This is a genomic window from Rothia sp. HMSC071B01 (assembly GCF_001808945.1).
Classification (GTDB): Bacteria; Actinomycetota; Actinomycetes; order Actinomycetales; family Micrococcaceae; genus Rothia.
Genome location: NZ_KV795070.1, coordinates 1 through 21,535, shown reverse-complemented (window position 1 = coordinate 21,535; position 21,535 = coordinate 1). Strand labels below are relative to the sequence as shown.

Annotated in this window: 19 protein-coding genes; 11 read left to right on the top strand and 8 right to left on the bottom strand. The window is 60.4% G+C overall.

Going from position 1 to position 21,535, the window contains the following annotated elements:
• The first annotated feature begins 240 nt into the window (after positions 1–240).
• Entirely contained in the window at positions 241–1,665 is a 1,425-nt protein-coding gene (gene glnA, locus HMPREF2527_RS01800) for a type I glutamate--ammonia ligase (protein ID WP_005508615.1), read from the top strand.
• Positions 1,666–2,337: 672 nt separating this feature from the next.
• Positions 2,338–3,087 carry an acetolactate decarboxylase gene (budA, locus tag HMPREF2527_RS01795; protein ID WP_070505963.1) on the top strand — a complete coding sequence of 250 codons (750 nt, stop codon included), beginning with the start codon at positions 2,338–2,340 and terminating at the stop codon, positions 3,085–3,087.
• 129 nt (positions 3,088–3,216) lie between these two features.
• Here the strand turns inward: budA and HMPREF2527_RS01790 are convergent, their stop codons facing one another.
• Positions 3,217–3,645 (bottom strand): HIT family protein, encoded by a 429-nt coding sequence (locus tag HMPREF2527_RS01790; protein ID WP_070505961.1) that lies wholly within the window; start codon positions 3,643–3,645, stop codon positions 3,217–3,219.
• Positions 3,646–3,698: 53 nt separating this feature from the next.
• Positions 3,699–4,376: an MBL fold metallo-hydrolase gene (locus tag HMPREF2527_RS01785; protein WP_049349528.1), complete on the bottom strand. Its 678-nt coding sequence runs from the start codon at positions 4,374–4,376 to the stop codon at positions 3,699–3,701.
• A 157-nt stretch (positions 4,377–4,533) separates the two neighbouring features.
• Here HMPREF2527_RS01785 and HMPREF2527_RS01780 point away from each other — a divergent pair, with 157 nt between their 5' ends.
• Positions 4,534–4,998, top strand: coding sequence for a Fur family transcriptional regulator (locus tag HMPREF2527_RS01780; protein ID WP_070505959.1), 465 nt, complete (start codon positions 4,534–4,536; stop codon positions 4,996–4,998).
• 261 nt (positions 4,999–5,259) lie between these two features.
• Here the strand turns inward: HMPREF2527_RS01780 and HMPREF2527_RS01775 are convergent, their stop codons facing one another.
• The 6 genes from HMPREF2527_RS01775 to HMPREF2527_RS01750 all read right to left on the bottom strand — a co-directional run bounded on the left by HMPREF2527_RS01775 (position 5,260) and on the right by HMPREF2527_RS01750 (position 11,041).
• The gene (locus tag HMPREF2527_RS01775; RefSeq protein ID WP_070505957.1) at positions 5,260–6,180 is read right to left on the bottom strand and encodes a metal ABC transporter permease; all 921 of its coding nucleotides are present in this window, start codon (positions 6,178–6,180) and stop codon (positions 5,260–5,262) included.
• A complete protein-coding gene (locus HMPREF2527_RS01770; protein WP_070505955.1) occupies positions 6,177–7,076 on the bottom strand; it encodes a metal ABC transporter ATP-binding protein in 900 nt (299 codons plus the stop codon). Before HMPREF2527_RS01770 ends, HMPREF2527_RS01775 begins: the two co-directional genes overlap by 4 nt.
• On the bottom strand, positions 7,077–8,084 hold the full coding sequence (locus tag HMPREF2527_RS01765; RefSeq protein ID WP_012903249.1) for a metal ABC transporter solute-binding protein, Zn/Mn family: 1,008 nt from the start codon (positions 8,082–8,084) through the stop codon (positions 7,077–7,079).
• A 352-nt stretch (positions 8,085–8,436) separates the two neighbouring features.
• Complete coding sequence (locus HMPREF2527_RS01760) at positions 8,437–9,519, bottom strand: hemolysin family protein (RefSeq protein ID WP_070505953.1); 1,083 nt, start codon at positions 9,517–9,519, stop codon at positions 8,437–8,439.
• Positions 9,516–10,850, bottom strand: a complete 1,335-nt coding sequence (locus HMPREF2527_RS01755; RefSeq protein ID WP_070505952.1) for a hemolysin family protein — start codon at positions 10,848–10,850, stop codon at positions 9,516–9,518. Before HMPREF2527_RS01755 ends, HMPREF2527_RS01760 begins: the two co-directional genes overlap by 4 nt.
• Complete coding sequence (locus tag HMPREF2527_RS01750; protein WP_141744700.1) at positions 10,841–11,041, bottom strand: hypothetical protein; 201 nt, start codon at positions 11,039–11,041, stop codon at positions 10,841–10,843. The genes HMPREF2527_RS01755 and HMPREF2527_RS01750 overlap by 10 nt, the downstream gene beginning before the upstream one ends.
• Positions 11,042–11,452: 411 nt before the next feature.
• Here HMPREF2527_RS01750 and HMPREF2527_RS01745 point away from each other — a divergent pair, with 411 nt between their 5' ends.
• The 8 genes from HMPREF2527_RS01745 (at position 11,453) to HMPREF2527_RS01715 (ending at position 21,465) form a co-directional block, all read left to right on the top strand.
• Complete coding sequence (locus HMPREF2527_RS01745; RefSeq protein ID WP_070505950.1) at positions 11,453–15,130, top strand: multifunctional oxoglutarate decarboxylase/oxoglutarate dehydrogenase thiamine pyrophosphate-binding subunit/dihydrolipoyllysine-residue succinyltransferase subunit; 3,678 nt, start codon at positions 11,453–11,455, stop codon at positions 15,128–15,130.
• Positions 15,131–15,350: 220 nt separating this feature from the next.
• On the top strand, positions 15,351–15,950 hold the full coding sequence (locus HMPREF2527_RS01740) for a GDSL-type esterase/lipase family protein (RefSeq protein ID WP_005505446.1): 600 nt from the start codon (positions 15,351–15,353) through the stop codon (positions 15,948–15,950).
• Between the two features lie 230 nt (positions 15,951–16,180).
• The gene (locus HMPREF2527_RS09975) at positions 16,181–16,255 is read left to right on the top strand and encodes a 50S ribosomal protein bL37 (RefSeq protein WP_095343185.1); all 75 of its coding nucleotides are present in this window, start codon (positions 16,181–16,183) and stop codon (positions 16,253–16,255) included.
• Between the two features lie 157 nt (positions 16,256–16,412).
• Positions 16,413–17,153: a sigma-70 family RNA polymerase sigma factor gene (locus HMPREF2527_RS01735; protein WP_049358549.1), complete on the top strand. Its 741-nt coding sequence runs from the start codon at positions 16,413–16,415 to the stop codon at positions 17,151–17,153.
• Between the two features lie 93 nt (positions 17,154–17,246).
• Entirely contained in the window at positions 17,247–17,561 is a 315-nt protein-coding gene (gene rsrA, locus HMPREF2527_RS01730; RefSeq protein ID WP_044150308.1) for a mycothiol system anti-sigma-R factor, read from the top strand.
• 247 nt (positions 17,562–17,808) lie between these two features.
• Complete coding sequence (aroA, locus tag HMPREF2527_RS01725) at positions 17,809–19,314, top strand: 3-phosphoshikimate 1-carboxyvinyltransferase (RefSeq protein WP_070505946.1); 1,506 nt, start codon at positions 17,809–17,811, stop codon at positions 19,312–19,314.
• Entirely contained in the window at positions 19,315–20,442 is a 1,128-nt protein-coding gene (rsgA, locus tag HMPREF2527_RS01720; protein ID WP_049342178.1) for a ribosome small subunit-dependent GTPase A, read from the top strand.
• Positions 20,443–20,523: 81 nt separating this feature from the next.
• Positions 20,524–21,465: an inositol monophosphatase family protein gene (locus HMPREF2527_RS01715; RefSeq protein WP_049347237.1), complete on the top strand. Its 942-nt coding sequence runs from the start codon at positions 20,524–20,526 to the stop codon at positions 21,463–21,465.
• The last annotated feature ends 70 nt before the right edge of the window (positions 21,466–21,535 follow it).

The following is a 21,535-nucleotide window of genomic DNA, read 5'->3' as shown; positions in this document are numbered from 1 at the left end:
CCAGTGATTGTTCTCGCAATCAGGGTGTTTGTCTGGTGCCTTGCGCTGTGGGTTTGCCTTTGATGCAACAGCTTTCCAGGATTTGTAACATTACCGAAACACGATAGTCACGCATACGCAAAAAATAACCACTATGCTGGATATGTCACAGGGTTTTGCCCGCGGCCAAAAACTAAACCAAGACTGAATGAGATGAGGGAAGATACCCCCTCGCGGTCAGTCGAACAAGGAGCAGTCCTCATGTTTACCAGCCCCCAGGAAGTTCTCGACTTTATCAAGAACGAAGAAGTAGTCTTCGTTGATATCCGATTCACCGACATGCCCGGCGTGCAGCAGCATTTCAACCTGCCCGCTAAGGCGATTGATGACGATTTCTTCGTCAACGGCCAGCTTTTTGATGGCTCCTCCATTCGCGGCTTCCAGGGCATTGCAGAGTCCGACATGCAGCTGATTCCCGACGTTCAGTCCGCGTACGTTGACCCCTTCCGCATTGAGAAGACCCTGGTCATCATCTGCTCCATCGTGAACCCCCGCACCGGCGAGCCCTACCACCGTGACCCCCGCGGCGTCGCTGAGCGCGCCGAGGCTTACCTGCAGTCCACCGGCATTGCAGACACCGCGTTCTTCGCATCCGAGGCTGAATTCTTCGTCTTCGAGGACGTCCGCTACCAGGTCGAGCCGAATTCTGTGTTCTACAAGATTGACTCCGACGAGGCTCCCTGGAACACCGGCCGCAAGGAAGAGGGCGGCAACCTGGGCAACAAGACCCCCGTCAAGGGCGGTTACTTCCCCGTCTCCCCCGTCGACAAGCAGGCTGACCTGCGTGACGCAATGTGCGTAGCAATGGACGAGGTTGGTCTTGAGGTTGAGCGTAGCCACCACGAGGTGGGCGCAGCCGGCCAGGCAGAAATCAACTACAAGTTCGACACCCTCACCAAGGCTGCTGACGACCTGCTGAAGTTCAAGTACGTCATCAAGGGCACCGCAGACGCATGGGGCAAGTCCGTGACCTTCATGCCTAAGCCCGTGTTCGGTGACAACGGCTCCGGCATGCACTGCCACCAGTCGCTGTGGCAGGACGGCGAGCCCCTCTTCTACGATGAGCGCGGCTACGCTAACCTCTCTGACACCGCCCGCTGGTACATTGGCGGTCTGATTGAGCACTCCTCCGCTGTTCTGGCGTTCACCAACCCGACCGTGAACTCGTACAAGCGTCTGGTTCCCGGCTACGAGGCTCCCATCAACATGGTGTACTCGCAGGGTAACCGTTCCGCCGGTATCCGCATCCCGATTACCGGCACCAACCCGAAGGCCAAGCGTCTGGAGTTCCGCGCACCGGACCCCTCCGCTAACCCCTACTTCGCGTTCGCTGCTCAGCTGATGGCTGGTCTGGACGGTATCCGTAACCGCATTGAGCCGCCGGCACCGATCGATAAGGACCTGTACGAGCTACCCGCTGAAGAGGCTAAGGACATCAAGAAGGCTCCGGCTAACCTGGAGGAGGCGCTGGCTGCTCTGGAGGCTGACCACGACTTCCTGCTCGAGGGCGGCGTCTTCACCGAGGACCTGATTCAGGCGTGGATTGACTACAAGCGTAAGAACGAGCTGGAGCCGCTCTCGCTGGTTCCGCACCCGCTTGAGTACCAGCTGTACTACGGCGTCTAATTCGCTGGCGTCTCATCTTTCCTTCTGAGCTTTGCCCGCGCCCGCACTGAGATAAGTTGCGGGGTGGGTTCTGGGGTAAGTTCTAGATAGCAGGCAACGGCCTATACGTTCCTTGGGGAGCGTATAGGCCGTTGTTGTGTGTTCTGAGGGCTTTCTGCGGGGTACGAGCTTACCGCACTATGTTTGGTGACGGTTCGTGTCTAATATTTTTCTGCCTCGATGAGCCTCGTGTGTCTTAGTTGCGCTTAGAGCGGCTCTAAGGGCTAAGCTGTTGGTGCTGGCGTTCCCTCCCTTTTTGTCGTGCAACCGGAGGGAACGCCAGTCTATTTTTATGCCCTCGCGTCACTTGCGGTATATCAGCCCCGCTGAGTCAGCCGCGCTTGGGTAATTCACGCTTGGGTAATTCACACCTGGGTGATCCGCACCTGGGTGATCCGTGCAAGGGCCACATCATAAGATGCCGTACCCGCTAGTCCCGGGGTTCTTCCTGCACAGGCGTACAATGAAAGTGCGTGCGCCCGGCCGGCGGCACCTACGAATTCCGCGAGAAACGACACCGAATGCCGTGTTCTCCCCACCGCCCTTCGCACTCTCAACATCAGCTAGGGCGGCTATCGCCGATGACCGACCGACCCGTCCGACGCCGCTTCCACTGTAACGAGGAGAAATCTTATGGCATATCAGCCGACCATCCTAAACGGTGAAACTGTTTTCCGTAACGAAGTTTTTCAGACCGGCCTCATGTCCCAGCTGCTCGATGGCATTTACGATGGCGAGATGACCATCGGTGAGCTTCTGAGCCACGGCAACTTCGGTGTGGGTACCTTCAACGGTCTCGACGGCGAAATGGTCGTCCTCGACGGCGTCTGCTACCAGGTACGCCACGACGGCTCCGTATCCCTGCCCGACCTGCGCCAGCAGACCCCCTATGCCGTGGTCACCAACTTCGTGCCCATGATTAAGCGCGAGCTACCGCAGAACCTGCTCCGTAAGTCTGCCTCGCAGATTCTGGATGACTTCACTGTCTCCAAAAACTACATGTACGCCATCAAGATTTACGGCGAGTTCGAATGGGTCCGCACCCGCACCGTAATCAAGCAGGAAAAGCCCTACCCGAAGATGGTAGCCGCAACCGAAAATGAAGACATCGTCCAGTTTGACAACGTGACCGGTACGATCGTTGGTTTCCGTACGCCCATCTACGAGCAGGGTATTTCGGTTCCCGGTTGCCACGCTCACTTCATCGACGACGATCACGTTCAAGGCGGCCACGTAGTCGACTTCAAGCTGCGCTCCGCAAAGGTCGAGATTTGCCCCGGTACCGGTCTGCAGCTGCACCTGCCGCTGACCCCCGAGTTCTCCTCCGCTAACCTCTCCCCCGAGGACCTGGCTGAGCAGATTTCCAAGGCTGAAAAGCACTAAGCTTCTTTCCCGCTCCCGGGATATAGCAACGGGCTATATTAACGAAGGAGCCGCCCTCTACAAATCTGTAGAGGGCGGCTCCTTCGTGTTTATACGCGCTGTCGTGTTTATACGCGCTGTAAAGGGCGCTTACGCCTCGGGCACGTACTCGCCGTGGCCGCGCTCGCGCAGGGCGGCACGCACCTTCTCAGCGGCGGCATCCAGCTCTTCGGCGGTAGCGTCCTTCTTCGCGTTAGCGGGATCGTAGTCAGCCATGCTGTCAGCCGGAAACAGGTGGATGTGGGTGTGCGGCACGTCGAAGCCCGCAATCACCAGAGCCACACGGTCCTTATCAAACGCCTGATCCAGGGCACCAGAAATCTTGTGCGCCACAGCGAACAGGTGCGCCGCCAGTTCAGCCGGCAGGTCGGGCCAACGGTCAATCTCAGCGCGGGGAACGAGCAGCAGGTGACCTTCCGACAGAGGCATGATGTCCATGAACGCCACGCACTGATCGTCCTTCCAGACGAAGCGGCCGGGAATCTCGCCCTCAATAATCTTGGTAAAAATCGTGCTCACAATAATCTCCTTCATGCGCCGTCGTCGGCGCGTTTGAAGCTCAACGGTCAGGCTTACGCCTCAACCTCAATGCTCTCGCCGGGGTTCAGGTGTTTCAGCTCGGTGCCGTACTTCGCGCCGAAGTTCGTCACCAAGCCCTCAATAATGCCGGTGCCATTCTGATTAATCATGCCGTTGTGAATCGGAACCACACGCTGCGCGCCGGTCGCAATCACAAAATCAATGACCTCCTGAACCTTCGACCAGGGGGCGTGAATCGGCACCAGGACGGTATTTGCACGCACGCGGTGAGGAACCACCAGCGAGTCACCCGGGTGGTACACGGCACCGTTAATCAGGTAACCAACGTTAGCGATGGTCTGAATCAGCGGGTGAATCAGGGCGTGCTGACCGCCGTAGGTCTTCACCTCAAAACCGGGGATGCTGAACTCAGAATCAGAGGAAACAACGGTAACCTCGGCAGCAGGCACAGCCTCCTTGATGACCTGGGCTACAGCCTCGGGAGCCCAAATCTTCAACGGGTTCTGCGACTCGGCGCGCTGAGCAATCAGCGGCAGCACCGACGGGCCATCAAAATGGTCCGGATGCGCGTGAGTCACGAACAGGTAATCGGCGCCTTCCAGCGCGGTGGCGTGTTCGCCTTCTGCGGCAAAGTTACCGGGGTCAAGAACGAGGGTGCGCCCCTCATTTTCAAGGCGGATACATGAGTGGGTGTACTTCGTCATTTTCATAGTTTTAGTCTACCGCGAACCTCCACACCCGCCCCGAGGCGGCTTCAACTTTTGAGATAAAGCGCAAATCAACCACCTTTTGAACGCCTCTAGTGTAAAGTCGTAAGACAAGATCGACCACACAATGGGGCGGAAATCCGCTCCGAAAGGTTCAGCAATGGACACTCATATTCCCGTACGGAGAATTACGAAGCCCGCCGAAGCCCGAAATACCCGCCAGCGCCGCATCATCAAAGCGACCATGGAAGAGCTCGGCGATTTCATCTCAGCACAGGATCTGCACCTGACCCTCGCGAACCGCAAGGAACAGGTCTCTCTCGCAACCACCTACCGTGTACTGCAATCGCTGGCTAACGCCGGTGAGCTCGACTCGGTCAAGGGCGTTGAGGGTGAGACCCTGTACCGCCACTGCCAGGTAAAGGACCATCACCACCACCTGCTCTGCCGCCGATGCGGCACCGCCATTGAGCTGGAAGCACCCGCCCTTGAGGACTGGGCACTGGCTATGGGTAAGCAGCACGGCTTCTCGGAGCTGGAGCACGTGGTTGAAGTGACCGGTTACTGCCCGGACTGCACTTTAGCACGTCGCGAGGAAGAAGCGCAGGGCGGCACTGCACGCTAACGTTGCAGGCCAAGCCGCAACCTCTAAGCCCCTCATCTGAGGAGCTATCCCCCATCGAGGGAAAACCTTCTCAACGAAGGAAACGGCGCCTTCAAGATCTTTGACGCCGCTACACCACGACACACAGGGCATCTGAACAAGGCAACGCCACACAGACTAAGCCCACGCCGCGCCGGGACATCCCCCTTTTCACCGCGGCACCTATGCACGACAACAAAAGAGCCCCACCTCATTCCCGAGGCGGGGCTCTTGCTATATGTTCTATGCCTTCTCAGCCAGCTGACGGCCCGACGCGCTATGGCGACGCTTCACGCCACCAATCACACGGCACACCACATAAATCAGGAAGGAAATACTGGTCACGTAGGGGCTAATGGGCAGCGAACCGGCAAGAGCCAGCAGAATACCGCCCACAATGGACGCCTCCGCGAACAGCACCGACAGGATTAGGGTGCGCACCGGAGATGCCGTTACCTGCATCGCCGCAGCCGCCGGAGTAATCAGCAGCGCCAGCACCAGCAGCGAACCGACCACCTGCACCGACAGCGCCACAGCAATACCCAGAATCACCATGAACACCAGGGACAAAAAGCGCATCGGCACGCCCTTAGCGCGCGCCACCTCCGGGTCCAGGGAGGCGAAGCTCAGCGGGCGCCACACCATCACCAGCAGGGAGATAATAACCACCGCACCAATAATCATGGTGTGCAGCTGGTCGGCGTCCACGGACACAATCTGACCGGTCAGCAGACCAAACTTATTCGCGCTACGGCCCTGGTACAGGGAGAGGAAGAGAATACCCAAGCCCAGGCCGAACGGCATGAGCGCACCAATGACCGAGTTCGAGTTGCTCGCCTTAGAGCCCAGAAAGGCAATCAGCAGAGCCGAGGCAATCGAACCGACCATGGAGCCGGTCACCACGTCATAGCCGAGCAGCAGGGCAAGGGCGGCACCCGCGAAAGACATTTCAGAGACGCCGTGCACCGCAAAGGCATGGTCGCGCATCATCACAAAAATACCGACGAAACCACCGATAAGGCCCAGAACAGCGCCAGCAAAAATGGAGTTCTGCAGCATCTGCAGCAGCTCACCATAGCGGTCAAAGACGAAGATACGGGAGAGCAAATCATTCTGCGCGGCAGCAACCGGAGCCAGAGTGGGGAGGGAAGCAAGAATGGTCATCGAGTGGTTCCTCCCGGAAGGTGTAGGGTGCGCTGCGGTTCAGAGAGACCAGACTTCAGGTGGGAGCCGTGAATATTCTGGTCGGTGCCCTCAAGATGGCAGTGGTCGCTGGCGTGAGTCTCACCCACCACCACGTAACGGCCATTAGACTTGAGAACGCTCACCGGGGTTCCGTACAGGGAGGTGAGAGTCTCGCTGGTCATGACCTCTTCCACCGAGCCGACCGTGAAACGGCCGTTCGCCAGGTAGAGCACGCGATCCACATGCTCAATGATGGGGTTGATTTCGTGGGTCACGAACACCACCGCCACGCCGCGTTCACGGTTGAACCGGTGAATCAGCTCAGCCACCGCGTACTGGTGGTTGAGGTCCAGGGAGAGTAGCGCCTCGTCAGCCAGCAGAATCTTCGGGTCGTTCGCGAGCGCCTGGGCGATACGCAGGCGCTGCTGCTCACCGCCGGAGAGCAGACCCACCGGCACGTTCGCGTACTCGGTCGCGCCGACGGCTTCGAGGAGCTCATCAACCTTGGCGCGGTATTTGCGGCTGTGCAGGCGGATGCCCCAGCGGTGCCCGTCCACACCAAGCCCCACGAGGTCGCGGGCACGCATCGGGGTGGAGGTGGGGATGGACTTCTGCTGCGGTACGTAGCCGACGCCGGCGTTGCCCAGGCGTGCGGGTTTGCCGAGCACAGAGATGTCGCCGGCGTTGAGTCCGGTCAGGCCGAGAACGACTTTGAGGAAGGTGGACTTGCCGGAGCCATTGGGTCCGAGCACGGCGAAGTATTCGCCTGCGCCGATGTCGAGGGTTAGATCTTTCCAGAGGGTGCGGGTCCCGAAAGCGAGGCTACCCCCGCGAATGGAAATCGCGGGGGCGGCACCGTTATTGTTGTCAGTCACTTAGGAGAGCGCCTTTTCGAGGTTGCTGACGTTGGTCTTCATCCATGCCAGGTAGTTGGTGTTTTCCGGCAGGGTTTCGGTGAAGGATACGTAGTTCACCGAGGCGTCCTTAGCTGCCTGCAGCACCTCGTTGGTCTGGGAGGTGGAGGTCTGCTCGTTGTAGGCGAGCAGCTGGACCTTCTTCTCGGTGACCATGTCCTTGGTTTCCTTCAGGACGAGGGCGGGGACGTCGTTGCCGGCTTCTGCCGCCTCAGCGAATTCGCTGGGGGTTGCGTTCTCTGCGCCGGTGGAGGAAATCAGGTAGTCCGGCACGGGCTCGGTGGACAGGTACTTCTTGCCTTCACCGGCGATTGCCTTAGCTGCTGCGTCCAGTGCGTCCAGTTCCTTGGAGAAGGTGGATGCGTTGGTGCGGAACGCCTCAGCGTGTGCGGAGTCGAGGCCTGCGAGCTCTTCAGCGATCTTCTGGGCGACCTTCTTCATGGTTTCGAAGTCGTACCAGAGGTGCTCATTGAACTCGTGTGCGTGGGCGTGGTCGCCGCCGTCTTCGTGGTGTTCGCCGCCGCGGTGGTCCTCGACCAGGTGGGTGTATTCGGCGTCGGTGAGCTTGCCGCTGACCTTGACCGCGTTCACGATCTTCTGGGAGGCGTTGTCCTTGCCTGCGAGGTCTTCGAGGAACAGGTCGTAGCCTGCGCCGTTGATGACGATCAGGGATGCGTCCTTTGCCTTGAGACGGTCGGCGCTGGTGGCTTCGTAAGAGTGGGGGTCGGTGCTGGTGGAGGCAATGAGCGCGGTGACCTCAATGTAGTCGCCGCCAACCTGCTTGGCGATGTCTGCGTAGACGTCGGTGGAGGCGACGACCTTCACCTTGCCCTTGTTAGAGCCAGCCGAGGAGGACGAACCGGAGGAGGTCTTGTTCTCGGTTGCGCAGCCTGCCAGCAGCAGGGAGGACGCAGCGAGTGAGCCCATTGCGGTGAGGAAGTGCTTGCGGGTGATCTTCGGGTGCGACATGAGGGCTCTCTTTCGGTTCGTTCTAGTCTGTAGGTTCCTTAACTACATCATGCGCACACCCGTATAAACAACTCTTTATTGGTGTCATTTGGGTGCTGTTAGGCAACCCTTTTCCCTGTCAGTAGCTTATGCAACAGGGATAGTTAGCTCAGCCTACTGCGCTCCCCCACCGCTACTTTATACTGCCGCTTCATCCCTCCGTCTGAGAGTGCCCCTTGGGGGCATCCATAAGACGTTTTTAACCGCAAAACAGCCCGCCCCTCGCCCTCTTTGACGAGGGCACCGGGCGGGCTGTGTGTTCAAGATTTCCCTGTTTTATTCGAGGTATCTCACGATACGGCTACTGGGCTTATTACTGGGCTTCACGCGACTGCTGTCGGCGTACACGCTCACGCACCGCGTCCTGGGTGGTGTCGTTGATTTCGCCGACGAGCTCCTCCAGCACGTCTTCGAGGAAGACCACACCGAGAGTTACGCCGTGCTCATCCATAACCTGCGCGATATGGGTTCGGCTGCGCTGCATGGAGGCGAGCGCATCGTCAATATCGGTGGTCGGGGTGAGCGTGTCCAGGGAACGCAGCTTGTACCAGGGGAAGGGCTCCTCGAACCGCTCGGGGGCAATGGCGAGGGCGTCCTTCACGTGCAGGTAGCCCATGTAGGTTCCGTCACTGTCGGTAATGACGAATCGGGAGTAGCCGCTACGTGCCACGGCGCGTTCCAGCTCGGCGGGGGTGCTGCCGAAGGGCAGGGTGACGAGCTTATCGCCGGACACCATGATTTCGTAGACGTCCTTCTCGGTGAATTCGAGGGCGCTTTCAATCACGCCGGCGTCGTCTTCCACAGTGCCTTCCGCGGTTGAGGTTGCCACGATGGTCTGCAGCTCGCCCAGGGTGAAGGTGGAGGCGACTTCGTCCTTCGCGTCGACCTTCATGAGCGCCAGCAGCTTGTTGGACAGGTTGTTCAGCAGGGCGACCACGGGGGCGAAAATCTTGGAGAAGGTCACCAGGGTCGGCACAATCCAGAGGGCCACACCGCGGGCGGCGAGGGTCACGGCGGCGTTCTTGGGAACCATCTCGCCGAAGATCACGTGCAGGTAGGTGACCATAATCAGGGTGATACCGAAGGCGATTACGTCCACGATTGCGTGGGGCAGGCCGACCAGGTGCAGGGGCACCTCCAGCATGTGGTGCAGTGCCGGTTCTGAGACGTTCAGAATCAGCAGCGAGCAGATGGTGATGCCCAGCTGGCAGGTGGCGAGCATGAGCGAGACGTTTTCTAGCGCGTAGATGACGGTCTGCGCTCGCTTATTGCCTTCTTCGGCGAGCGGTTCGATTTGTGCTCGTCGGGTGGACATGATGGCGAATTCACCGGCGACGAAGAAGGCGTTTCCGGCGAGCAGGATGACGAGCAGTGCGATGGCTACCCAGTCGTTCATGCGTTGCCTCCCTTCTCGGTCTGTTCCTGTGCGCTAGGTGCGGGGGTGAATCGGATGCGGTCCACGCGGCGGCCTTCGAGGGTGTCGACGCGCAGAGTGCCGCCGGGTACGGGGACGCTGTCGCCTACTTCGGGGATGCGGCCGAGCCGTTCCATCATGAAGCCGCCGACGGTTTCGTATTCGGGGCTTTCCTCAACCTCGAGCCCGGGGATGAGCGCGTTGATTTCGTCGGGGCGGCGCAGGCCGGAGAACACCCAGTCGCCGTTGCCGTAGCGTAGGGGGCGTTCGGTGCGGCCGCGGTCGTGTTCGTCGGAGACTTCGCCGACGATTTCTTCGACGAGGTCTTCGAGGGTTGCGATGCCCGCGGTTCCGCCGTATTCGTCGAGGACCACGGCGAGCTGCAGGGCACCCTGGCGTAGCTGGGTGAGCAGCGCGTCCAGGTGCAGGGTTTCGGGGACCTGCAGCACGTCTTCTGCAAGGGCGCCGGCTTCGAGGGTTTCACGTACCTCCGGGGGCACACCGACCGCTTTCTTCACGTGTACGACGCCCACGATGTTGTCGTGGTCGCCCTTGTAGAGGGGGAATCGGGAGTGGCCGGTGGAGCGTGCCAGCTTGATGACTTCGGCAACGGGGGCGGTGTCTTCGAGCATGGCGATCTGGCCGCGCGGGGTCATTACTTCGGAGGCGGTCAGCTCGGAGAAGCGCAGGGTGCGGTCCACGAAGCGTGCCGCGTCGGAGTCGAGGGTGCCTTCTTCTGCGGAGCGGCGCACCATGGAGGAGAGCTCTTCGGGGGTGCGGGCGGCGGAGAGTTCTTCTTTGGCTTCCATGCCGAAGCGTCCGAGAATCCAGTTGGCGGATCCGTTCATGATGCGCACGAGCGGGGACATGACGCGGGTGAATGCCAGCTGCGCGGGGGCGACTCGACGCGCCACATCGTAGGGTTCGGCGATAGCGAGGCCCTTGGGCAGCAGTTCGCCGACGACCATGGAGAGCAGGGTTGCGATGAGCATCGCCAGCACCAGGGTGAGTACGTCGGTCACGCTGGTGGGTAGACCCAGGCTGCTGATGGCGCCGGTGGTGAGCGCCTTGATGGCGGCGTCGAGGGTGTAACCGGTCAGCAGCGTGGTGATGGTGATGCCGATCTGGCAGCTGGAGAGCTGAGTAGAGAGCGTCTTGAGGCAGCGCAGGACGGCGTCGGCTGCTTTATCGCCGGAGTCCTTTGCCTGCTGCACGGTCGCGGTTTCAAGTGCTACGAGGGAGAACTCTACGGCGACGAAGAAGCCCGTTCCCAGGATGAGGAGTAGGCCGATGAGCAGAAGGATTAGATCCACTCAGCCACCGCCTCCATCGACTGGTGTGCGGCGACTCGGTTCTGGTGAAGCACCACCGCGCGGGAGATGTCCAGATGCTGGGCACTCGAAAGCGGGGTGTTTTCACGGGTGGCTGCACGGAACATCACGGTACGGAGCGCCGAGTATTCGGGCAGTATTCTGCGCTGGCTAGTAGTCAGAGTCTTACTCAAAGGGTCATCCATACCCCATATTTTAGCGAAGGTTTCGTCTCTTCCCGGTGCTGTAGAGTGCCTGCTCACACGTGCAAGACAGTACTTGTTGCGCACGCGGCTCATTGCGAATCAGCAAGAGTGAAAAATTGCATTGCGGATATAGCGCGATGAGCTGGAAAGTTCACCGTGCTTCTCTTTACACTTATACATAGGAGCATGAGTGTGCCGCCATGCAAGCGGATGAACCCCGACGTTCACGGCACGCTAGGCAGGTTTGTACGGTGCACACCCCGCACATACGGCCACCATCTTAGGCGATGCGCACATGCTCAGCGTGATGATTCGCCCCTCGAAGACGCGGGTCGTCTATGCCGGGGAGAGTCCCGGACGCGACGGATAAATTCACACTAATTGGAAGAGGCGTTTAACGTGCCAAATCTGCCAGAACATCTGGTGCCTGAGGAATTTGCCGGTAACGAATGGTTCGTTGAAGAACAGTACGAGCGTTACCAGAAGGACAAGAACCTCGTGGACCCTTCATGGTGGCCCATTTTTGAGACCATCGATAAGGCGCTGGGAGGCGCCGGTACCGCTAGTGCAGCTCCTGCTGCGGCACCCGCCGCGCCGGCTGCACCTGCCGCACCTGTAGCAACTCCCGCTCCCGCGGCACCGAAGCCTGCGGTTGCGCCTGCTAACCCCACCCCTCCCGCTGCTACCAAGAAGGCTGAAACTGTGGAACCTGCTGAAGACAAGATTGTCCCCCTCCGCGGCCCTGCTAAGGCAGTCGTCACGACCATGGAAGAGTCGCTGACTGTCCCCACCGCAACCACCGTTCGTGCGGTCCCCGCAAAGCTGCTCATTGAGAACCGCGCAGCCATCAACAAGTACCTGGCAAGCACCCGCGGCGGCAAGGTTTCCTTCACCCACATCATTGGTTACGCTGTGATTCGCGCAGTGGCAGCGATGCCCTCGATGAACGTGACCTACGGTGTGGACGAGAAGGGCAAGCCCGTTGCAATCCACAACGCACACGTAAACTTTGGTCTGGCTATTGACCTGCCCCGCCCCGACGGCTCCCGCAACCTGGTCGTTCCGAACCTTAAGGGTGCTGAGCAGCTGAGCTTCCGTGAGTTCTGGGATGCGTACAACGACATCGTTAAGCGTGGCCGTAACGGCGCGCTGACCATTGAGGACTTCCGCGGCACCACTGTTTCGCTGACCAACCCCGGTGGTATCGGTACCGTCCACTCGGTGCCCCGCCTCTCCAAGGGCCAGGCAGCGATCATCGGTGTGGGTGCTCTGGAGTACCCGGCTGAGTTCCGCGGCCTGTCCGAGAAGCTCATCACCCAGCAGGGCCTGTCCAAGATCATCACCCTGACCAGCACCTACGACCACCGCGTCATTCAGGGCGCAGGTTCCGGTGAGTTCCTGAAGCTGGTTGAGCACTACCTGCTTGGCGGCGACGACTTCTACGACGCTATCTTCCGCGATTTGAAGGTTCCCTTCGAGCCGGTCCGTTGGGCACGCGACAACCACGTCGATGACGCTCACGAGATTTCCAAGGTTGCACGTATTCAGCAGCTGATTCACGCGTACCGCGTGCACGGTCACCTGACCGCAGCAACCAACCCCGTTGGCTACAAGATGCGTTCGCACCCGGACCTGAAGCTGGAGAACTACGGCCTGACCCTGTGGGATCTGGACCGCGTCTACCCGACCGGTGGCTTCGGCGGCGCTGAGCGTCTGCCGCTGCGCACCATCCTGGAGCGCCTGCACGAGGCATACTCCGGCTCCCTGTCCGTTGAGTACATGTACTCTGAGGACCCCGAGGTTCGCGCATGGTTCCAGGAGCGCCTGGAGCGCGGCGTTGCTAAGCCCACCCGCGAGGAGCAGCTGCGTGTTCTCTCCAAGCTGGTTGAGGCTGAGGCATTCGAGAACTTCCTGCAGACCAAGTACCTGGGTCAGAAGCGCTTCTCCCTGGAGGGCGGCGAGTCCCTGATTCCGCTGCTGGACGCTGTTCTGGACAAGGCCGCTAACAACGACCTGAAGGGCGTTGCCATTGGTATGGCACACCGCGGTCGCCTGAACGTGCTGACCAACATTGCTGGTAAGTCCTACGCTCAGATTTTCCGTGAATTCTCCGGCACCGCAGCACCCTACGAGGGTGGCTCCGGTGACGTGAAGTACCACCTCGGTACCGAGGGTGTCTTCACCTCCGATTCCGGTAAGCAGACCCAGGTGTACGTGGCTGCTAACCCCTCGCACCTTGAGGCCGCAAACACCGTGCTCGAGGGTATCGTCCGCGCTAAGCAGGATGTCTACCGTGAGCAGGGCATTGAGGGTCACCCGGTCCTGCCGATCCTGATTCACGGTGACGCAGCGTTCGCTGGCCAGGGTATCGTCATGGAGACCCTGCAGATGGCTGACCTGAAGGCGTACACCACCGGCGGCACCGTGCACGTTGTGGTGAACAACCAGATTGGCTTCACCACCCTGCCGAACGACGGCCGCACCGCAACCCACGCCTCCGACATTGCGCGTATGACCAAGGCTCCGGTCTTCCACGTCAACGCTGATGACCCGGATGCAGTGGTTCGCGCCGCACGCCTGGCATTCGAGTACCGTGAGCGCTTCGGTCGCGACGTTGTCATTGACCTGATTTGCTACCGCCGCCGCGGTCACAACGAGGCTGACGATCCGTCGATGACCCAGCCGAAGATGTACCAGGATATTGACGTCCTGCCCTCGACCCGCACCCTGTACGCACAGGACCTGGTCGGTCGCGGCGATGTCTCTCAGGAAGAGGCAGACGAAGTTCTGGACTCCTACCACTCGAAGCTGGACGCTATCTTCGTCGAGACTCAGTCTTCGGCACCGGCTCCTGCTGGCGCGCACGTTTCCGGTCTGGAGCTGCCCGCTGCTCAGCAGAACACCGAGGTCGTTCACGGCGGTAAGACTGCAATCTCCCGTGAGACTCTGCAGCACATCGCTGACGCGTTCGGTAAGGCTCCCGAGGGCTTCACCGTCCACAAGAAGCTGAAGAAGCTCATGGAGCAGCGCGTTGAGATGGGCCGCACCGGCAACGTGAACTGGGGTATGGGTGAACTGCTCGCCTTCGGTTCGCTGCTGATGGAGGGCACCGACGTTCGTATGAGCGGTCAGGATGTTCAGCGCGGTACCTTCGTTCAGCGTCACGCTGTTCTGCACGATCACCTGACTGATGAAGAGTGGTCGCCGCTGGAGCACCTCTCTGAGGACCAGGGCAAGTTCCGTATCTACAACTCCTTCCTCTCTGAGTACGGCGTTCTCGGCTTCGAGTACGGCTACTCGGTGGAGCGCCCCGACTCGCTCGTGGTGTGGGAGGCTCAGTTCGGTGACTTCGCAAACGGCGCTCAGACCATCATTGACGAGTTCGTGTCTTCCTCCGAGCAGAAGTGGGGCCAGCGCTCCTCGCTGGTTATGCTGCTTCCTCACGGCTACGAGGGTCAGGGCCCTGACCACTCCTCGGCTCGTGTTGAGCGTTACCTGCAGCTGTGCGCTGAGAACAACATGACTGTTGCATGCCCCTCGACTCCGGCTTCGCACTTCCACCTGCTGCGTCGTCACTCTCAGCACCGTCCGTACAAGCCGCTCGTGGTGATTAGCCCCAAGCAGTTGCTGCGTCTGAAGGCTGCTGCGTCCTCCATTGAGGACTTCACCGAGGGTTCGTTCCAGCCGGTGATTGGTGACCGTTCGGGTATTAACCCGGCTCAGGTTGAGCGTGTGGTCTTCGTATCCGGTCGTCTCTACTACGATCTGGAAGCTGAGCGCGAGCGCCGCGGCGACACCAAGACCGCTATTGTCTCGGTGGAGCAGCTGTACCCGCTGCCCGAGCAGGAGGTCAAGGAGCAGCTGGCTCTGTACTCGAACGCTACCGACGTTGTGTGGGCTCAGGACGAGCCTGCTAACCAGGGTCAGTGGCCGTTCATGGCTCTCAACCTGCAGCCGCTGATCGACCGCCGTATGCGTCTTGCTTCCCGCCCCGCAGCTGCTTCCCCGGCTGCCGGTACCGGTAAGCTGCACGAAGCTGAGGCTCAGGCTCTGCTCAAGCAGGTCTTCGAAGGCTAAGGTCTTCTACAGCTAAACTGCTAAGGTTTTAGCTCTTCAAAACCCGTCTTCCCGTCAGATGTTTCTGGCGGGCAGACGGGTTTTTTAGTCTCGGATGCTTACCGGAGAGGGTATTAAGTTCGAAAAGAGGCTCAAGAGCGCTTATCCTAGATATGAAGACTATTACTCACGTGCCTTGCCGCCTCTCACGGCGGGCGCATCCTGCTGAAGAAAGAATTCCGTGGAGCAACGCAATATTCGAATTGTGGCAGTCGGCGATGACCTGCTCGCCGGTGTTGGCGACCCCCGTACCCTCGGCTGGTTTGGCCGCGTTATGGCGCGCACCCCGCAGACCACTGCATCCATTGCGGCATATAACCTTGCCGCCCCCAATGAAGGTAGCGAGCAGCTGAATGCACGCTGGTTCGAGGAGGCACGCCGCCGCTTCGTTCCCGGTGCTGATAACCGCCTCATTATTGCTCCGTCGACCTTTGACATTGATTTGGGTCTGACCAGCGCTCGTTCGCGTTTGAACCTGGCGAACATTGTGGATATGGCGTCGCAGAACAACATTAAGGTTCTGGTTGTTGGTCCGCCGCCGACCCTGGACGCTGAGCGTAACCGCCGTATTGCTGACCTGTCGGCGGCGTACGCGGATGTGGTGACCCGCCGTAACCACGTGTACGTGGATACCTTCAACCCGTTGCTTCACCACGAGCAGTGGCGCAACGACCTTGCCGCGAATGACGGCCGCCCGGGTCAGTCCGGTTACGGTCTGATGGCGTGGCTGGTTCTGCACCGCGGCTGGTACAACTGGCTGAACATTCCTGAGCACGGCTAAGAGCCCGCTCCCCCGGCTGGGGTTGTGAGCTGATGCGAAGAAAGTTCGTGTTTTTTAGCTCATATCCCGGTTCCAAGATGCAATCATGCCGTTTCTATGAAAAAATAGACGGCGTTGCCCTTATAGCGTGGAGCACCGGTTTTCGGTGACCGCCTCTGCTAGGGCAGGTAATAGGGGGCACGCACCGCGAAGGTGGGGCGTGCATCCATGAACACTATAAGGAGGCTCTGATGAGCAAGCGCGGTCGTAAGCGCAAGGACCGTCGTAAGGGCGGCGCAAACCACGGTAAGCGCCCCAACGCATAAGGTATCTTGCATACACTTTAAAACCCCGGCGTTTCGGATATTATTCGGACCCGGGGTTTTGCTTTACCCGCAGATGTTTGTGCGCATTCTGCGGAATAAAGAGAAGAATTCTACGTTATGGAAGTGAACGCCTGGCGCGTTCCTGTAGAGGAGAAACATGGCTGAAACCAACACCGCGGCGGATACCCGCGAGCTACGCGAACGCTTTACCGCGGACGCTATGCAGTATGTGGATCAGCTCTACGCTGCTGCCCTGCGGATGAGCCGCAACTCTGCCGATGCTGAAGACTTGGTGCAGGAAACCTACATGAAGGCTTTTGCTTCGTACCACCAGTTCACCGAGGGTACGAACCTGAAGGCGTGGCTGTACCGCATCCTGACGAATACGTACATCAATTTGTACCGTAAGCGTCAGCGTGAGCCGCAGCAGTCTCAGGGTGAGACGGTGGAGGATTGGCAGCTGGCTCAGGCCGGTGAGCATGATGCGGTGGGTCTGCGTTCTGCCGAGGCGGAGGCGCTGAGTGCCCTGCCGAATACGGAGGTTCGTGAGGCTCTGAACGAGCTGTCTGAGGATTTCCGCATGGTGGTGTACTACTCCGATGTGGAGGGGTTCGCGTACAAGGATATTGCGGAGATTCTGGATATCCCTCTGGGCACGGTGATGTCTCGTCTGCATCGTGGCCGCCGTATTCTGCGTGAGAAGCTGCTCGATTATGCGCGTGAGAACGGTCTGCGCCCGTCAACCATCGCAAAGGTAGAAGCGAAGGCTGAGGCGAAAGCAGCCGCGAAGGCGAGCGCTAAGGGGCAGCCGGCAAAGGCTACCAAGGGCACTAAGACGGCCAAGGGCGTAAAGTCCCCGCCGGCGGGCTCTGGCTCCGAGGCGCCTGCAGATTCTTAGTTTCGCTCTTCTACACGTGAGTTAGCCCCCCCCCCATCAGGTTGGGGCTAGACTCCCCTAACGCTTTATACCTTCCGTGTGAAAGGAACCCCGATGTCAACCACAGACAAGAATTCTTCTGTTCCCGAAGCCCCGGCGGCTTCTGAGCCGCTGGAGGATTGCGGCGGCCAGCCCTGCTCGTCGTCTCTCAAGCACCTCTACGAATTCCTCGATAGGGAGCTGAGCCCCGAGCAGCTGCGCACGGTTCAGGCGCATCTGGATGCCTGCCCCGACTGCGCGGATGTGAAGGACTTTGAGCTGATGATTCGTGAGAAGATGCGTTCTTCGTGCGCTCAGCAGGCGCCCGAGCAGCTGAAGGCGCGTCTGCTGCAGGATGTGCAGAAGTTCTGCGCCGAGGCTAACCTCTAAGCTGCCCCAAGCTGTTGCCCCGCTGGGGGTACAGACATCTGATGATGAGTGAAGGCGGTGCACCAATAACGGTGCACCGCCTTTACGCGTATTGATTGGTTCGTGTTGCTTGGTTCGCGCTGCCTATCTCATCGCTGGAGCCCTCAGCGGCTCGCAAACCCTCAACCGGTAGAATAGGGGTAGACATCAACCGGCGCAGCGTCTCTGAGTCTGCGCCCTCCCCATGATTTGAACCAGAAGAGGATATATGAGCGACGCAGCAGTGCAGCTTTCCCCCGGTGATTGGCCCGCTCCCCTGGCACCCGCCTCCAGCGAAGCCGCTGGCAAGAACGCGCTGGTGCATATTCCGGGTTCTAAGTCGCTCACGAACCGTTATCTGCTGCTTGCTGCTCTGGCTGATTCCCCCTCGTATTTGCGTGCGCCGCTACATTCGCGCGATTCGGCGCTGATGATTGAGGCGCTGCGCCAGCTGGGGGCGGGTATTGAGTTGGTGCCGACCGATTCGCCGTTCGGTCCGGATGTTAAGGTCACTCCCCTGAGCTTTGTGGAGGCACATTCCGCACAGGCTCAGTCCGATTCCGCTCAGTCACGCACCGTGTCGATTGAGTGCGGTCTTGCCGGTACCGTGATGCGTTTTGTGCCCGCCCTGGCGGCGCTGCTGCCGGGTGAGTTCGCTTTTGACGGTGACCCGCACGCTCGTCAGCGTCCGATGGGTCCGGTTCTGGAGGGTCTGCGTCAGCTGGGTGTGCAGGTGGATTGTGAGCAGGGCGAGAACGCTCTGCCCTTCGTACTGCGCTCCCCCGGCCTGGCGAGCGCAGAGGGTGTTCCTGAGGCGCCCGTGGTTCGTATTGATGCTTCGACATCGTCCCAGTTCGTTTCGGCGCTGTTGCTGATGGCGCCTCGCCTGCCGCAGGGCATGGTGCTGGTGCATGAGGGTTCTTCGGTACCGTCCATCCCGCACATTCAGATGACCGTGGAGGCGCTACGCCAGATGGGTATTCGGGTGCAGGAGCACTACCCGAGCCAAGACAACGAAGCAGAGGGCGGCGAGTACCGTTGGACGGTTCACCCCGGTTCCTTCCCCGGCTTTGAGATGACCATTGAGCCGGACCTTTCGAATGCCGGTCCGTTCCTTGCCGCCGCCGTGGTTACCGGCGAGTCGGTGACTATTCCTCACTGGCCGGCACCCGCGGCTGATTCTTCGGCGGGTACGACCCAGGTGGGCGATATGTGGCGTGAGCTTCTGCCCGCGCTGGGTGCGCAGGTTCGCTACGCTGAGGGCCGTCTGACTGTGACCGGTCCGGCGCATCTTCCCGAGGGTGATTTCTCCTTTGATCTGTCTGCCGGTGGCGAGCTGGCGCCGACCATGGCGGCTGCCTGCGCTTTCGTGAAGGGCCGCGTTGAGCTGACCGGTATTGCGCATCTGCGCGGTCATGAGACGGACCGCCTCGCCGCGCTCGCCGCTGAGATTAACCGCCTGGGAGGCAGTGCCCACGACACCGCCGATTCGCTGGTGCTTGAGGCGCCCATCCCCGCTACCGCTGAGGCTCAGCCGGTTCTGGCACGCACCTACGACGATCACCGTATGGCAACCTTCGCGACGATTATTGGTCTGCGCCGTCCCAATGTGGTGGTGCAGAACGTTGCCACCGTGGCTAAGACCATGCCCGAATTTACCGCAATGTGGGAGGACATGCTGGCGCAATGGCAGGCCGGCGCTTCCATCGTTACCGCCGACCAGGAGGTCTTCTAAATGGGTTCTTCCCGCATGAACGTGCGCGATTTCTCCGAATGGGATGAGTCGGATGTGCGCGTGCGCCCAAACAAGAAGGGCTCCCGCCCCCGCACGAAGGACCGCCCGACCTTCAAAGAAGCGATTCGTGGCAGGGTCATTACGGTGGACCGCGGCCGCTGGTCGGTCGTCGTGGATGAGGGTACCGAGAAGGAGCGTACCCTCATTGCGGCGCGCGCTAAGGAGCTACGCCGCACCGCGATTGTAACCGGCGACTTTGTGGACCTGGTGGGTGACACCTCCGGCGCGAAGGATACCCTGGCGCGCATTGTGCGTCTGGGCGAGCGCACCTCGATTCTGCGCCGTAGCGCCGATGACACCGACCCGTCGGAGCGCGTGGTCGTGGCGAATGCTCAGCAGCTGGTGATTGTGGTTGCTGCGGCGAACCCGGAGCCGCGCACCGGCTTCATTGACCGTGCCGTGGTAGCGGCGTTTGACGCCGGGATTGAGCCGATTCTGTGCATTACGAAGACCGATGTGCGGTACCCGCAGAACCTGCTGGATTACTATGCGGCGAGCGGTTTGAAGATTGTGCTGTCCTCGTCTTCGGATGGTTTGGCGCCGAGCCAGGAGGGCGCTGCCGGTTTGGAGTCGGCGCCGGTTCAGGAGCTTCTGCAGGAGCTGCTGGGTCAGGTGTCGGTGCTTCTGGGTCATTCGGGTGTGGGTAAGTCGACCCTGGTGAATGCGCTGACCGGCTCCGAGCGTGCGACCGGTCATGTGAACGCGGTGACGGGCCGTGGCCGTCACACTTCCTCGTCGGCGTTGGCGTTGCGTCCGGTGAATGCGAATGGCGACCCGATGGAGCCGGGCACCTGGATTATTGATACTCCGGGTATTCGTTCTTTCGGTCTGGCGCATGTGCCGCCGGAGACCGTTGTGGAGGCGTTCGTGGACCTGGCGCCGGGTGCGGCGGATTGTCCGAAGGCGTGTACGCACGCGGCGCAGGCTCCCGAGTGCGGTCTGGAGGCGTACGTTGCTGCCGGTCGTGCCGGTGAGAGCGGTCCCGCCCGCCTGGAGTCCTTGCGTAAGCTGCTGCTGTTGACTCCTGAAGAGGGCGATTCGGAGAAGGAACTGGGCGCTCTCGTCTAGGTTCTCTCCACTGCATTACACACAGCACTACACGCACATTTTTGCTGACTACATCACCGAATACTGAAGAAGAGCATTACTATGAGCCGTCCCCAGCAGTACACCGACGATTTGCGTCTTGCGCATATTCTTGCCGATAGCGTCGATCGTGTGAGCGCCATGCGTTTTCGTGACCGCCCGGTCTTCTCCCCCGCATCCGAGGTGGTAGAGCCCGCCGAGGCGGCACCCGCCGCGGCACCGTTGGCGCCGTGGCAGCAGGCTACTCAGCAGCCCGTAGAACCGCAGGCGCAGGTGCAGGAGCCTGCCGATTACGCCTCGAGTGTGGCTCAGGAAGTTGAGGAGCTTCTGCGCGCGCAGCTGTCGCGTGTGCGTACTCGTGACGGTATTGCCGGTGCCCATGCCGGCTATAACGGTCAGGCGGCGCGCCAGTGGGTGATTGCACCGATTGCTGAGCAGGATAATTTTCGCCGCGGCGTGCCGGTGTGGGCGACTCTGATTGCTCTGCTGGATCAGGGTGAGCCGGTAGTAGGTGTGGTGTCTGCACCCGCGCTGGGTCGCCGCTGGTGGGCTGCTCGCGGCTCGGGCGCGTACACGGGTAAGTCCTTGGCGCAGGCGACTCGTCTTGAGGTGTCTTCGCTGACTCAGCTGGATCAGCTGTCTGCCGCGTACACCGATCTCTCCTCCTGGAAGGCGGCCTCTGAAGGCGCTGTGGACCGCTCTGGCGAGCTTGTACAGCTTCTGTGCTCAGTGGGTCGTTCCCGTGCGTACGGTTCGTTCTGGGCGGCGTGTATGCTCGCTGAGGGTGCTGTGGACACCGTCGTGGACGCATCCCTGTCGTTCTACGAGGTGGCGGCGCTACTGCCGCTGATTCGCGAGGCTGGCGGCGTCGCCTCCACCCTGGAGGGCGATTTGCCCGAGCACGCGGGCATTTCAGTCGCCGGTGTGCACCCGGTGTCCCTGGTGGCAAGTAATACGGCGGCGGTCCAGCAGCAGGTGCTGGAGGCGCTCGCACCCCGGTCCTAGTCTGTACTCCCCTCCCCGGTGACGGTGACAATATAGCGAGGCGGCGGCTTTCCGATAGTGGAAAGCCGCC

Coding starts and splice junctions, on each gene's coding strand:
- glnA (WP_005508615.1), top strand. CDS start 241: ATGTTTACCAGCCCCCAGGAAGTTCTCGACTTTATCAAGAACGAAGAA.
- budA (WP_070505963.1), top strand. CDS start 2,338: ATGGCATATCAGCCGACCATCCTAAACGGTGAAACTGTTTTCCGTAAC.
- HMPREF2527_RS01785 (WP_049349528.1), bottom strand. CDS start 4,376: ATGAAAATGACGAAGTACACCCACTCATGTATCCGCCTTGAAAATGAG.
- HMPREF2527_RS01780 (WP_070505959.1), top strand. CDS start 4,534: ATGGACACTCATATTCCCGTACGGAGAATTACGAAGCCCGCCGAAGCC.
- HMPREF2527_RS01775 (WP_070505957.1), bottom strand. CDS start 6,180: ATGACCATTCTTGCTTCCCTCCCCACTCTGGCTCCGGTTGCTGCCGCG.
- HMPREF2527_RS01765 (WP_012903249.1), bottom strand. CDS start 8,084: ATGTCGCACCCGAAGATCACCCGCAAGCACTTCCTCACCGCAATGGGC.
- HMPREF2527_RS01760 (WP_070505953.1), bottom strand. CDS start 9,519: ATGAACGACTGGGTAGCCATCGCACTGCTCGTCATCCTGCTCGCCGGA.
- HMPREF2527_RS01735 (WP_049358549.1), top strand. CDS start 16,413: ATGGCTGAAACCAACACCGCGGCGGATACCCGCGAGCTACGCGAACGC.
- rsrA (WP_044150308.1), top strand. CDS start 17,247: ATGTCAACCACAGACAAGAATTCTTCTGTTCCCGAAGCCCCGGCGGCT.
- aroA (WP_070505946.1), top strand. CDS start 17,809: ATGAGCGACGCAGCAGTGCAGCTTTCCCCCGGTGATTGGCCCGCTCCC.
- rsgA (WP_049342178.1), top strand. CDS start 19,315: ATGGGTTCTTCCCGCATGAACGTGCGCGATTTCTCCGAATGGGATGAG.
- HMPREF2527_RS01715 (WP_049347237.1), top strand. CDS start 20,524: ATGAGCCGTCCCCAGCAGTACACCGACGATTTGCGTCTTGCGCATATT.